13 protein-coding genes are annotated in these 13,880 nt (G+C 43.7%); 2 read left to right on the top strand and 11 right to left on the bottom strand.

Features of this window, described 5'->3' with window-relative positions; genetic code table 11:
- Window positions 1–76 precede the first annotated feature (76 nt).
- Entirely contained in the window at window positions 77–898 is an 822-nt protein-coding gene (gene nadE, locus NSQ76_RS02000) for an ammonia-dependent NAD(+) synthetase (protein WP_025092795.1), read from the bottom strand.
- A 199-nt stretch (window positions 899–1,097) separates the two neighbouring features.
- Window positions 1,098–1,694 carry a DUF1989 domain-containing protein gene (locus tag NSQ76_RS01995; protein ID WP_034283248.1) on the bottom strand — a complete coding sequence of 199 codons (597 nt, stop codon included), beginning with the start codon at window positions 1,692–1,694 and terminating at the stop codon, window positions 1,098–1,100.
- 112 nt (window positions 1,695–1,806) lie between these two features.
- On the opposite strand from NSQ76_RS01995, the gene NSQ76_RS01990 reads away from it, so the two are divergent.
- Window positions 1,807–3,123, top strand: a complete 1,317-nt coding sequence (locus NSQ76_RS01990) for an amino acid permease (RefSeq protein WP_341052075.1) — start codon at window positions 1,807–1,809, stop codon at window positions 3,121–3,123.
- Here NSQ76_RS01990 and NSQ76_RS01985 read toward each other — a convergent pair.
- The 7 genes from NSQ76_RS01985 to NSQ76_RS01955 form a co-directional block, all read right to left on the bottom strand.
- Window positions 3,118–3,876 carry a YqcI/YcgG family protein gene (locus NSQ76_RS01985; protein ID WP_172880159.1) on the bottom strand — a complete coding sequence of 253 codons (759 nt, stop codon included), beginning with the start codon at window positions 3,874–3,876 and terminating at the stop codon, window positions 3,118–3,120. The two genes, NSQ76_RS01990 and NSQ76_RS01985, sit on opposite strands and share 6 nt — an antisense overlap.
- Window positions 3,877–4,024: 148 nt before the next feature.
- On the bottom strand, window positions 4,025–4,408 hold the full coding sequence (locus NSQ76_RS01980; protein ID WP_341052070.1) for a UPF0715 family protein: 384 nt from the start codon (window positions 4,406–4,408) through the stop codon (window positions 4,025–4,027).
- 307 nt (window positions 4,409–4,715) lie between these two features.
- Window positions 4,716–5,345 (bottom strand): LysE family translocator, encoded by a 630-nt coding sequence (locus NSQ76_RS01975; protein WP_341052067.1) that lies wholly within the window; start codon window positions 5,343–5,345, stop codon window positions 4,716–4,718.
- A gap of 92 nt (window positions 5,346–5,437) precedes the next feature.
- Entirely contained in the window at window positions 5,438–6,628 is a 1,191-nt protein-coding gene (locus NSQ76_RS01970) for an MFS transporter (protein ID WP_025092791.1), read from the bottom strand.
- A gap of 54 nt (window positions 6,629–6,682) precedes the next feature.
- On the bottom strand, window positions 6,683–7,729 hold the full coding sequence (locus tag NSQ76_RS01965; RefSeq protein WP_103132600.1) for a Gfo/Idh/MocA family protein: 1,047 nt from the start codon (window positions 7,727–7,729) through the stop codon (window positions 6,683–6,685).
- The gene (locus NSQ76_RS01960) at window positions 7,726–8,592 is read right to left on the bottom strand and encodes an HAD-IIB family hydrolase (protein ID WP_149126023.1); all 867 of its coding nucleotides are present in this window, start codon (window positions 8,590–8,592) and stop codon (window positions 7,726–7,728) included. The genes NSQ76_RS01965 and NSQ76_RS01960 overlap by 4 nt, the downstream gene beginning before the upstream one ends.
- Window positions 8,567–9,892: a DegT/DnrJ/EryC1/StrS family aminotransferase gene (locus tag NSQ76_RS01955; RefSeq protein ID WP_125587124.1), complete on the bottom strand. Its 1,326-nt coding sequence runs from the start codon at window positions 9,890–9,892 to the stop codon at window positions 8,567–8,569. Before NSQ76_RS01955 ends, NSQ76_RS01960 begins: the two co-directional genes overlap by 26 nt.
- Window positions 9,893–10,001: 109 nt before the next feature.
- On the opposite strand from NSQ76_RS01955, the gene NSQ76_RS01950 reads away from it, so the two are divergent.
- On the top strand, window positions 10,002–10,991 hold the full coding sequence (locus NSQ76_RS01950; RefSeq protein WP_024424341.1) for a LacI family DNA-binding transcriptional regulator: 990 nt from the start codon (window positions 10,002–10,004) through the stop codon (window positions 10,989–10,991).
- A gap of 249 nt (window positions 10,992–11,240) precedes the next feature.
- On the opposite strand, the gene NSQ76_RS01945 is transcribed toward NSQ76_RS01950, so the two are convergent.
- Both NSQ76_RS01945 and NSQ76_RS01940 read right to left on the bottom strand, forming a co-directional pair.
- The gene (locus tag NSQ76_RS01945; RefSeq protein WP_103132604.1) at window positions 11,241–12,863 is read right to left on the bottom strand and encodes an L-lactate permease; all 1,623 of its coding nucleotides are present in this window, start codon (window positions 12,861–12,863) and stop codon (window positions 11,241–11,243) included.
- Between the two features lie 42 nt (window positions 12,864–12,905).
- The gene (locus NSQ76_RS01940) at window positions 12,906–13,853 is read right to left on the bottom strand and encodes an L-lactate dehydrogenase (protein WP_025092786.1); all 948 of its coding nucleotides are present in this window, start codon (window positions 13,851–13,853) and stop codon (window positions 12,906–12,908) included.
- Window positions 13,854–13,880 lie beyond the last annotated feature (27 nt).

Genomic DNA, 13,880 nt, shown 5'->3' with positions numbered 1-13,880 from the left:
GCATGCAGGCCTGACAACGAATGCGAGGGTTTGTCTACACGCTGAAACCTCTCCATCTTCTGCAGAGGTTTCTTTTTTATTTCCACCAGTCATCAAACATGGAAGCGGGTACTTGGCGTTTATGCTCTGATTGAACATAACGCTTTTCAATCGCTTCGGCGGCTTGATCTGACACTGGTTTTCCTTCTAAGTAATCATCAATTTCATTGTACGTAATGCCGAGTTCTGTTTCATCCGTTTGCTGAGGTTTATCATCCAGCAGATCGGCTGTTGGTTTCTTTAAGTACAGGCGCTCCGGCGCTTCTAGCGCTTCGAGTAGCGCCCGGCCTTGGCGTTTTGTCAGACCAGTAAGCGGAAGAACATCTGCACCGCCATCACCATACTTCGTGAAGAAGCCGGTTACTGCTTCAGCTGCATGATCTGTACCGATGACAAGCAATCCTTCCTCACCACCGACAGCATATTGCGCGATCATTCTCATGCGTGCTTTGACATTCCCTTTATTAAAGTCAGACAATGGGCCGCCCGTTTCCTTTTGATATTGATCACTGAATGCTGACACGGCAGGTGCAATATCATATTTCCACGACTTGTCTGGCTGAATAAATGATAGGGCGAGCTGTGCATCATCTTCATCCTGCTGCACACCATGCGGAAGGCGTACCGCAATAAAGACCGCCTCCTCTTTTCCTTCTTGACGAAGCTCACTGACAGCAAGCTGTGCAAGACGTCCGGCAAGCGTTGAATCCTGCCCGCCGCTAATGCCGAGTACGAATCCTTTTGCCCCGGTTTTTTTCAAGTATTCCTTTAGAAATCCAACCCGTTTTTCGATCTCCTGCTTTGGGTCAATTGAGGGCTGCACATGCAACTCTTGGCTGATCTTTTTCTGCAAACTCATACACTTTTCCTCCTAAGCATCCTCTACATGAAGAGAACAGGTTTTACTCACAATTCATTGATTTAACAACGTTTTTTGAATCTCCATTATACCATGTTTTCATCAAGAACATTTTGTTAGACGTTCCCCTATTTCTTAGATGATCAAACATTCACAATTGAAAAAGACCACGTCTTTATGGACTGGTCCTTTTTCTTTTTTAATCAATTTCTACCCGTATGGATGTACAGCTTGATCCATTACACTTCCCAATATCAGCAGGGCATGCGGACACGGCCACAATGAGATCCATTTCAGCCCGCAGGCGAATGTAGTCACCGGGCAGCGATTTTGGCAGCTCCACAGACAGCTTTCCTTTTTCATCAATGACTGTATTCATAAAGGCGTTAAAAGGATAGTACATATCCTCCTTTGGAATTCCAAAGGGCTCAAAGGCAGTCCGCAAATTGTCGTAGCATGTATGCATGACCTCTAAGTGCGTCCGGCCGTATAAAAGCTGATACATCTCTTGCCGGCAGGCGGGCATGTATAAATCATGGCATTCTACTGTATCTTCAATGATCGTAAACATCGGTTTATATAAATTAGAATAAAGCTTATCGCCTTTTTTCACTTTAGACGAGAACAAACTGTCCATCGTCGCACCTTGGTCAAATTTTTCATAAAAATCTTTTTCATGATAGGCCATCACATCTGCTACTTGCTGGCCTTCGACATCAACCACTCGCATACATTGGCCTTTTCCTAAACGAAAGCCGAGTCTACCCTTTGGTAAAATGACGTGTTCTCCGTTCATCACATGCACTCCTTTCCATGACAGTATGCCCAAAATGTCCCCTTGATCATGTATAAAAAAAAGACGCGGTCACAAGCTAATGTCATTGAAATAGAAAGGTGTTGCACTTGCATTGAAAGAAGAACAATCTTTATCTTGGTGGCAGCTTTCTCTCATCGGAGTCGGCTGTACAATTGGCACTGGGTTCTTCCTTGGTTCCAGCATCGCCATTACAAAATCCGGTTATTCCGTCTGCATCTCCTTTTTACTTGCTGCGGCCGGAACGTATCTCGTCTTTAAACATTTAGCTGCGATGACAGCTGATAATCCTGATAAAGGGTCATTTTGTTCCTATGCTCGTAAAGCATACGGACGCTGGGCAGGATTTAGCAATGGCTGGGTGTATTGGTTTGCAGAAATGCTGATTACAGGAAGTCAGTTAACCGCCATTTCTCTGTTTACCCGCCACTGGTTTCCTTCTGTTCCGCTTTGGGTGTTTTCTGCGATTTATTCCGCTCTTGCCCTGCTCGTGATTATCATTGGGCTTTCTTCTTTTCAAAAGACAGAAAATGTTCTTGCGGTACTGAAAACAGCGGCGATTTTTCTATTTATGATTCTGGCGGTGCTTGTATTATTCGGCATTTTGACAGAACATAAACCGACCCTTCATCTGCCTAACAAGGATCACGAATGGATGCCTCTTGGTCCGCTTGGTCTTTGGAATGGATTGATTTATGCGTTTTATGCATTTGGGGGAATTGAAGTCATGGGGCTGATGGCGGTTCATTTAAAGGACCCGAAGGATGCGGCAAAAGCTGGACGTGTCATGCTGATCATTCTAGCGGTCATCTATATTGTCTCGATCGGACTTGCTCTCTTGCTTGTCCCAGTGACAGCCTTTAATGAGAACAGCAGTCCATTTATTACTTCATTAGAGCCGTTTCATTTATCGATCTTTCTTCATATCTTTAATGGCATTTTCATTATTGCTGGTTTTTCGACATTGGTTGCCTCTCTCTATGCGGTCACAACGCTGCTCGGCACAATGTCAGAGCATCAGGATGCACCTGCTTGTTTTAAACAAAAAGATCCATCGCATGTGAGATGGTCTTCGATTATCTTAACTGCTGCTGGCTTAATTGTCTCAATTTTGCTTGCACTCTTTTTGTCCAAACACATCTACGAGCATCTCACAACAGCAGCCGGTCTTACCCTGCTGTACACATGGATTTTTATTCTGTTCTCAAGTAAAAAGCTATCCAAGTCATCCACCCGCCAAACGTGCGAAATGATTCTTGCGCTGCTCTTAATTGGAGCCGCTGTATCAGGCACATTAACAGAGGCAAGCGGACGACCTGGCTTTTTTATCAGTCTTGGGATCATTGCAGTGATTGCCATCATGGTGCTATTTATGAGGAAAAAGTGGAAGCAGGATCAGACCGCATCATAATTTCATCATGTTTTTTAATGCAGTAAATGGACATTTGGCGGAGGCTGGTTTCTCCGCTTCTTCATCTGGGAGAAAGTATTGCTTCCATTCATGATTGGTCGGATCCCCGTACCATTTTAATGATGGATGAACACTGACCTCATCATATGCTTTGAGCCGCTTGCGAACGAGCTGGCTCATTTTTTGTCCAAACTTGGTCGATCCATTCAATTTTTCAAACACCCATCTAGGCTGAAATGCCATCAAGAGATAAGGGAAGTGGCGGCTTTTTCTGAGTTTGTGAGCAGGTGTGGAGCACAAAATAAAATACGCTTCCCCATGGAAGCAATACTCCCACTCATGATGATGAGTATCGAGCGGAATCTCCTCAGGCCACGGTTCTTCATCTTTATGATGCAGCCGTTGAAGCAGCGACCAAAACTGCTGCTCAAACTCTTCAAGCGAGCTTTCCTTTAAATCCTGCGGTGTTTCAAAAAAACAGATAAATGAAGCATATTGACCGGTTTCTTTCGCACAGCCTTGATATTCTCTCAGCAGCTGCGCTAATTCATCCACCGCTTTCTCTTCCCTCGGGTCACCAACAAACCCATAGCGTAAATGATCGAGAAAAAATCCCTGTCTTCCGGGTACACAAGGGAATGTATCGGCTTCATCTCCTACCATCTCGCCAAATTGTGTGAAAGCATCCTGTTTCCATTCTTCTAGTGATCGTAGATTTTGATCAAGGCAACTTTTTGCATACAGCTGGGCCATTTCCTTACACCTCGTTTTAGCGTCTTCTCCATAGCCTATGAGGTGCAAATGGCTGTGGTGACTGTCCTTCCACGACTTCCTAGCGTATGACAAGATGGGTTTCCTATGATCAGACTAGTGAAAGTTAATAGAGAGTCTTTCATCATACCTACGATGGATTCTTCATCAAAAAGACGGAATCCAGCACCCAATAAATAAGGGCTGCGCAGAAGCTAAACAGATAGACTTTATAGCTGATGAACACAACAAGCCCATAATCAATCCATAAAGCCAAAGCTGAACAAACTACCCATGCCGCAATAAAATAAATCAATAAGTCACGGCTTCGAAACCTCTTAGGATGGCGGTGTAAAACAAGCTGAATCGGTGCAGCAAAAATGACATAAGCGAGCAAAATGAACAGACTGGTCATCTCCACATAACTCAAGCCCACTTCAGGCGGCATGAATAAAAACGTATAAACGAATGTTGCTGTGATGACTGATAAAATCAACATACACACATAGTTGAATACTGGCAAAAACAGTCGCATAGCAGAAGCTCCTTCAATCCATTTTCTATTCCATCATTATTCAAGAATGTGTTATGTCTGTCAATCCTTACAAAAAAACAGACTGAATGGATCAGTCTGCTTCAGATTATTGACAAAGGGCTAAAATGATTTTGATTTTAGCCCTTTGTCTTCTTTTCAGCGTGATAGAAAACCTTTGCAGCCCTAGGAAGGACGAGCATCGGAGCGGAGCGAATTTGACATTCGTGAGCACCGAAGCGCAGGACTGACAAAGAATGCGAGGGTTTGTCTACACGCTGAAACAGACTGAATGTGTCAGTCTGTTTTTCTACCCAATCAACGCCATAATCCCTTGATACCCAAAATAGACGCCGAAACCAAGTAACGATAGACCTGCAAGAACGGATAAGCCATGTAAAACACGTTCACTTAAATAACGCCTAAACGAACTAGCAAGCAGCGCCATACTGAAATCCCAGATCAGCATGCCGCTAAAAATAGCCATACTGTACATGAGCATTTGGGAAGCTCCATACTTTTCGATCGTATTGGCTAAGATGCTGCCATAGATGCCAAGCCAAAACAAAATACTGAGCGGATTAGATAGAGAAATGAAAAATCCGGTCATGAACGATTTGCCAATTGATGTGTTTTCGCTGTCCTTTTTCGGACTCTCCTGTAAATTGATTTTACGCAGACTTTCAATGCCGGTATAGGTCAAAACGAAAAAGCCGAACAGCCACAAAAAGGTTTTTACAAGAGGTGCAGTCAAAAGCTGGGCGACACCAAAATAGATGAGAAGCATATAGACAATATCCGCAGCCATAGCCCCCACACCAAAAATCCACGCATGCCAAAATCCACTTTTAATCCCTCTGTCGATTTGGGCTGCATTGACTGGCCCAACAGGCGCTGAAAGTGACAACCCTAAAAAGATATAACCAAAAAACACCGCCACATAGACGTCCTCCTTTTGATGCTGACTTGTACATGTTATTCAAACTTTCTGCGTTTTAGTACAAGTCCTTTGTCATCATTTCAGGTGGAGGCTTAGCGGTCTGCTTTCAGTGCTGACTGCTGCGCGTGTACCGTTTCTTTTTTCTTAGAACGATTCATTTGAATCGCAGCTGCGAACAGAAGAACAGCTAAGAAAGCAAATACAAAGACGGCACTAGCCGCTCCTGCCCATTCCAGACTAAACCCAATCAAAAAGGACAAGCAGGCTCCGCCTAAGCTCGCGGCTGCAATAAAATAACTTGTCGCCTCATCAATGGCATTTTCAATCATTAAGGCAGACGCTGTCAGTGCGATTGGGAACATGCCAGCTGCGCAAAGGCCGATGAAAAAGATGAGAATCAGCTGCGCGGTAATGTGGGTTGTCAGAGCGAATATCACAAGCAGCAAAATCATCAGTGATGCACTTAGCTTTAAAAAACGCAGCGGATGCAGCTGATCAGCTTTTCTCGCGATCACGGTTCTGCCGATGACGATCGCTGTCCAGAAAGTAGAGACCGCAAAGAGTCCCCAATTTTCTCCCCCTTTTTCCAGCATGATCGACGGCAAAAAATTCGCAAAGTTCGTTTCAATCCCTGCGTAGAAAAAGGCAAAGCAAATCATGATCACCACAATCATTCGATTATTTCGATCAACAAGTAAAGACGGTTTCCGCGTCCCCCTTGTGGAGGGAGCATCCATCTGTCCATGAGGCAGTTTGTTCATAAAAACCAGCCAGAGCATGAGGAAAAATGTCAGCGCACCCACCTGAAATAAAAACACATACTGCCATGTCTGTTCTGTGACAGTCAGCAGAATCACTAGCGGAAATAACAGCGCACCTAATCCAAAAAAGACTTCCATAATACTGATTCGCTTTGCACTATTAGCCATCGAAATGACATACGCACCGGCTGTTGTCTCAAGACTGCCAGCGCCGCTCCCAAGAAAAAAACCTGCCAGCACAAGCGTTGTCCAGCCCGGCACCAATAGCCCCAGCAGAAGTGAGCCGATCATCAGCAAAAGACCCATCGTCAGCACAGCGCCATAGCCTTTTTTTCTCACTAAAATGGGGGATAACAGAACACCTGTCAAAAAACCAATAAACTGAAAAAAAATTAAAGATGATAATTCCCCTGGGCCCTTATCGTAACTAGACAGTAAATAAGGTGTTAAGCTGCCAAAAAATACATGAATGGTCCCAATAAAAAAATAAAAGACACAGCCAAAATAAAATACCTTTTTCATCTTTTCACTTCCTCTAAAAAGGAGCGGAGTCATGATATCCTCCGCTCCACCTCTTTAATATGCCTGGGCAGAGACGACTGCCTCTTCCCTTTCAAAGCATGTATTGAGCGCAGCCTGAGCGCGATAACCATCTTCAAAATCAGCGACCTTCATATGAGATGGGTATGGATCAGTATTCACCCAATGCATCAGCTGATCGCGGAATGTATCGGACCATCCGTAAAATTCATTTGGCGGATCTGTCAGCAAAGTTTGCGGCATTTGATGACGCTCCACACACAATCCATCACTGATCTCATATTCGTTTTTCATGTTCGTATGGTATTTGAATACCTTGTCATGACCAACGACTTCTACACTAAATCCACATTCCTCAGGCTGCGTGCTTTTGGATGTCACCAAATGAAAGAACACTTGATTCTCCATCTGCCCAAAAATTTCGGTATGATCATCCACCTGAACCTTTTTCTCTTCTTTTTCCTTTACATGTGTCAGCATCTTGGTGTTAAGTGATTCTTTCTTCATTTCACTGCCAAATAAGTACCACAGCATATCAATCAAATGAATGCCAAGATCCCCTAGTGCACCGCTCGTACGCAGACTTTCGCCGCTGTCTCTCCATGAAAAAGTCTTTCTTCTAAGGGCACTGTTTTTCTTAAAATGCGTTCTGACGGTTAAAATGCGGCCTAATTCACCGTTGGCAATCAAGTTCTTCAATATATTCACAAAGGATAAATAACGATAGTTAAAGCCCATACTGGCTTGAACTTGGAACTGTTTGGCTGTCTCAACCATTTCCTTCGCTTCCTTCAGGGACACAGCCATCGGTTTTTCACATAAAATCGGCTGTCCTGCTCTTAGCGACTGAAGGGCATGGTCCTTGTGACAAAAATTAGGGGATGCAATGATCAATCCATCAGATGCATCTGCCAGTGTCCCGATACTTGAATACACACGTCCGCCGTACTGTTTAATGAATCCCTGTGCGACCGACTCATGCAAATCATAGACACCGGATAATTCTGCACCTTTGATCGTTGATAATGCTCTTGCATGTGCTTTTGCAATATTCCCTGCTCCAACAATTCCAATTTTCTTCATGAATGTGCCTCCTCATGTTTATACATCACTGTTTTCAGTGTTTCATAGATTCCTTTTGCATACCCATGATGACAAATTTGGTGATGGTGCCGTTTGGCTTCAGCTGTCGCATTTTGGACAAGGAAGCCGTGTGTGACGGATTGAAGCATCCGCAAATCGTTCCCGCTATCACCAAAGGCAAAGCCTTGATCTTTCGATAAATCATATTGGTTCAGCATAAAACGGACAATTTCATCCTTCCCTGTTCCGACTGGTAAAAAATCGACATCATAGCAATCCGCAGGATCTCCAGCAAGCGGGTTGCATTTATTGATGTTGACTGCCACGCCTCGCTCTTTAGCCAGTGTTTGGATAAATGATAGATGATAAAGATCTGTCCGTTCATCCTGCTCCTGATAATAGAAATTCTTCTTATACCCTGAACTGCCCAGCTGCGTTTGCGGTCTAAGGGAAATGCCCTCATCTCGGATGGTTTCCAGGATGTCATCGATTTTTTCATCTGAAAAGCCCTGTGCATCCAGCCGCTTCATCCACTCTGCATCTGGCTGTCCAAAATGGGCATCCGACGTATATACAATCTCAGTCCCTAAGTTCGACGCAATGAAATGCGGGAATTGATGAAACCCGCCTTTTTCCATTTTGCTCGTGACAGAATCGAGGCTGCTTCCCGTCACCCAGCCCAGCAAGAGCTGTCCCGCTTCACTCTTTTCTGCTACAAAGGCTTCCAGCCGCTTGACATCCTCTCTCTGCTCCTCTGTCATTCCGTGAGAATAATACGTTTCATCAAAATCACAGAAGACGATCCACTGCGGATTCTTCGGCAGATTCAGCAGTTTTTTATTGAATGGAAGACTTGATAACATGATGAACCCCCTCGATGACCTTCTCCTGATCTTGCAGCGGCATTCCTGGATAAAGCGGCAAGTGAAGTAATTGCTGCGCTGCTTTTTCCGTGTGTGGAAGTGTCGTTTGTCTATATTTTTGAGAAACAAGATTTGTTTGATGCTGATGCGATAGAACCGGGTAATAGACATCCGTCTCTATGCCCATTTCCAGCAATTTCGCTGCCAGTTCATCTCGTTCTCCCTTCAGCACTCTAATCGGGAATAGATGCCATACATGATCATCTGTCAGCGTCGGGAGCTTCATATATCCTTCATCCTCAAGCGTTTGCAGCTGTTCAATGTATCGCTTGGCTAAGTAAAAACGTTTGAAATTTTGCAGTCCTAAATACTTCATTCGTTCGAGTCCAATCGCTGCCTGCAAATTATCAATTTTCGAATTAAAGCCATAGTCACTGCGTTTGACATTTTTCTTTCCAGCTTCAAAGCCGTGATAGCTGATCTCCATGCATTTTTCCGCTAAGGCCTCATCATTTGTAGCGATGGCTCCTGCCTTTCCGCAGACCCCAAGGTTTTTGTATGGATTAAAGCTGAGAACAAGTCCATCTCCATAAGCGCCAAGGCCGCTGCTGCCAATCGCCTGACAGCCGTCTTCAATGATTTTCAGCCCATGCTGTTTCGCAATCGCCGAAATCTCCTTCATATCCGCTTGCTTTCCATATAAATGAACCGGTAGAATGCATACCGTTTTATCTGTGATATGTTTCTCTATTTCACTCGGTGAGAGGCAGTAGGTTTCAGGATCAATATCGGCATATACCGGAACAGCCCCAATGGCAAGCACTGCATTTTCTGTTGCAGCAAAGCTATTGGCCGGCAAAATCACCTCGTCTCCTGGATGGACGCCTGCTGATATGAGACTGATCATCAATGCATCTGTTCCACTTGACGTGGCAATGACATATTTTTTCCCTAAGTACTCAGCAATCGCCTTTTCAAATGTCGGAATATATGGCCCTGAAGTAAAACGGCCAGAGCTCAATACTTCCTTCAGCACCTGCATAATATCATCGATTTCATCTTCTGAAATCAGTTTGTCAACTGGCAGAAACGGTATCTTTTTTTCCTTATTTTGTTTATAATGGAAGAGAATTTTTTCCAAACCTGTGCGCTCTATATCTTGCTCAAGGAACGTTACCAGCTTTTCATTTGCTAGATGCTTTTCAACTGAATCGGCCTTAACTTGAACACCTTGATTGATCATATCCAGCAAAGGAAGATAATCCTTGCTTTTACCTGATATCTTCGTCAATATTTGCATTCCATTCCCTCCAATTAATCAATTCCTTTTGTTAATATTTAACTTGTTTCACATTGTAAATGATGTTATCGATTTCAGAACAATAACTTTGTGTAAAGGATTTGTTAATATGTGTACAATTTATGAAATTGCCAAACGCTGCGGGGTTTCAACCACCACCGTTTCCAGAGTGCTAAACCATCACCCATATGTGTCAGAAGAAAAGCGGCAGCTCATTTTACAGGTGATGAAAGAAATGGAATATACACCGAGTTCAGCAGCCCGCACACTAAGGTCACATCAGACAAAAACCATTGCTGTGTCTGTTCCAGCTGTGGACCATCCTTTTTTTGCACAATTGATTAAAGGCATTTCAAAGGAAGCACTGGATCAAGGATATAAAGCCATCGTGCTCCAGACGTTTTATCAAGAAGCATTAGAGCTTGAAGGGCTTCAATTATTAAAAAGAAAAGAAGTCGATGGGGTTATATTGGGTGCGTTAGAAAATACGTGGGAGAAAATTGAGCCATTTTTAACGAACGGCCCCATTGTCATGGCAAATGAATATCACCAAACAGCAAACATCCCGATTATTGGATACGATGAACGGGAAGCCGCCTATAAAGCGGTGGACTATTTGATTCGGTCGGGGCGAAAATCGATTGGGTTTTGCTTTGATACAGAAAGCAGTGAAGCGCAGAAACAAAGGAAACAGGGCTATCTTGATGCACTCTCTGCTCACGGTTTGCCGCTGCAAGATGATTGGCTGTTTGGAGAGGCTTTTACCATTGAAGACGGCTTTCGCTTAATGGAGGTCATCCATCACATGAAGGAAGCGCCTGATGCCATTTTCACCGGCAATGATCAAGTCGCAGCAGGACTCATTAAACAAGCTATTTCATACGGCTATCAAATCCCCGGGGATCTAGCGGTCATCGGCTATGACAACCAAGACATTTGTGAGGTGACAGCTCCAACGATCACCACAATTGACATACCGATCGTAGAGCTTGGCCAGCGGTCTGTACAGCAAATGATCGCGCTCCTGCAAGACCAAAAACCATTACAGCGCGAACATATCCAGCTGCCTACCCGGCTCGTGACAAGAGAATCTACATAAAGAAAAAGACTGAGAGAGTTCTCAGTCCTTCAGATTGTTGACAAAGGGCTAAAATGATCTTTATTTTAGCCCTTTGTCTTCTTTTCAGCGTGATAGAAAACCTTTGCAGTCTAGGAAGGACGAGCACCGGAGCGGAGCGAATTGAAACATTCGTGAGCACTGGAGCGCAGACCTGACAAAGAATGCGAGGGTTTGTCTACACGCTGAGACTGAGAGAGATCTCAGTCTTTTTTATCCCTATCTATTAACCTATACAAATTGAGCGAGAATGAATGTCCATATACATACAATACCGAGCAGGATGAAGCTGTACTTCACGGTCTTTTTGAAGAGCTCAGATTCTTTCCCTGTTTCTCCAACAGCTGCTGTAGCGATAGCGATTGATTGTGGAGAAATTAATTTCGCCATCACACCACCGGTCGTATTCGCTCCAATTAACAAACCTGCCTGTGAACCGATTTGAGAAGCAGTGACTGCTTGAAGGTTACCGAATAAGGCGTTGTTACTCACGACAGACCCCGTAATAAACACGCCGATCCAGCCAAGCACCGGGCTGACAAGCGGGAACAAATCGCCCGTTTTGGCAAGAGCAAGTCCAATCGCTGAACTTAGTCCAGCAAAGTTCGCTAGGTTGGCAAAGCCCATAACAAAACAAATAGTAAGAACAGGAACCCAAAGCTCTTTCACCGCTGCTTTTAAGCAGACAGCGCCTTCTGTTAATGTAATATGTCTGCTAAACAGCCCTGTCAGCATGACCGCAATCAGAATGGCGGTCCCCGTTGCACTGATGACATCAATTTTAAAGATCGCATCAATAGGTGTTTCCGTTTGTGCAATTGGTGGTAATTTCACAATTTGCTGATGTAAAAATGGCATTTTCACTAAAATGGTCGTCCAGTTAAGCGGTCCTCCTACAGCAAACAATGCTTTAAATGCCGGCAGACTCCATACCGTAATAACAGCAGTTAAAATATAGAACGGAGACCATGCTTTCAGTATTTCAACGCCGCGATACGTTTGTTTCTGTTCAATATCTGGCGCTCCTTCTTCACGATAAATGTGTTTTGGCTGCCATTTCCGAAGAAATAAAGCCAAAACTCCCATACTTGCTAAGGCAGAAATAATATTGGCAAGCTCAGGACCCATCGTCACCATTGTGACAGCTTGCAAAATGGCATAGGTACCACTCACAACAAGCAAGGCTGGCAGAGTTTCTTTGATCCCTTTCAATCCATCTACAATCAGAATGAGGAGAAACGGAATACAGAATGAAATAAATGGGATGGTATATACAAGGGTTTGAGATAACGCAAGCGGCGTCATATTGCCCATTTGCGCCCCTGTAATCACCGGGATGCCCACCGCTCCAAATGCACCAGACGCAGCATTGGCAATTAAGCAGAGCATCGCAGCTTTCAGCGGTTTAAACCCAAGCTCTGTTAAGAGAGCGGCACTGATCGCAATCGGTACACCAAATCCAGCAGCGCCCTCTAAAAATGCGTTAAAACTAAAACCGATTAATAAGAGCTGAAGACGTTGATCTTGAGAGATTCCTGCAATACTAGATCGAATGACATCGAACTTACCAGATTTCACGGCAATTTTATAGAGCCATACTGCCATGATGACGATATATCCTATCGGCCACAGCCCATTAGATATACCAAGCAGCACAGCAGATAATGCCTTTTCAACTGGCATATGAAAGAAGAAAACAGCTGTTACAAAACTGACGATTAAGGTAAAACAAGCGGCTAAAACACCTTTTAGCTTAAAAACGGTTAATGCAAGAAGGAAAAACAAGATTGGGAGCATTGCCACCAATGCACTGACGAATTCATTACCAAACGGATCATATATTTGCTGCCACATAGTGATTCATCCTTTTCTGCTCAGATAGGTTGCTTTTATTGATTAAAAATGAGGAGCCAAAATCTCTTTTAACACATTCACACTGTGTGCAAATTTTTCTTTCTCCGTATCGTTCAATGCAAGCTCCATCACTTCTGTTGCGCCATTTCGATTCACAAGGGCAGGTACACCAATGTAGACATCTTCTGCTCCGTACTCTCCATCTAAGTAAGTGCTGACAGTTAAAATGCTGTTTTCATTGTGCAGGATCGCTCTTGTAATGCGGGCTAAACTCATTGCTACGCCGTAATAAGTGGCGCCTTTTTTCTCAATGATTTGGTAAGCCGCATGACGGACATTTTCCATGATTTCATCTAAGTCTTCTTGTTTGTATTGATCATTTCTCTTCATTAATTCTGTAATTGGTACACTTCCGATATTCGCATGACTCCAAACAGCAAGCTCTGTATCTCCATGCTCTCCAATGATGTACGCATGCACGTTGTGTGCCGCTGCTTCAAAGTACTCACTGAGCATGTATCTAAATCTTGCCGTATCAAGCGTCGTACCACTGCCAATTACTCGTTCTTTTGGAAGTCCACTGAATTTCCAAGTCGCATATGTCAAAATATCGACTGGGTTTGTGGCAACTAAGAAAATGCCATCAAATCCACTTTTCATTACGTTTTCTACAATGCCTTTAAATATATTTAAATTTTTCTCAACAAGATCAAGTCTTGTTTCACCTGGCTTTTGGTTTGCACCAGCACAGATACAGACGATATCTGCATCCTTACAATCCTCATAATCTCCATACCATGTATTCACAGGATGCGGGGCAAATGCTTTTCCATGGTTTAAATCCATCACGTCACCCATTGCTTTGTCTTGATTCAAATCGATGACAACCAATTCATCTGTGATTGCTTGATTTATTAACGTAAAGGCATAACTGCTGCCGACGAAACCTGCTCCAATAAGGGCTACTTTGTTTACTTTTTCGTTTGTCATTTATCTCATCCTCCTGAGTAAAACTAG

It is taken from the genome of Bacillus sp. FSL M8-0256 (genome assembly GCF_038005765.1).
Classification (GTDB): Bacteria; Bacillota; Bacilli; order Bacillales; family Bacillaceae; genus Bacillus; species Bacillus safensis.
The sequence above is the reverse complement of the archived record's forward strand: the minus strand, read 5'-3'. Positions and strand labels throughout refer to the sequence as shown.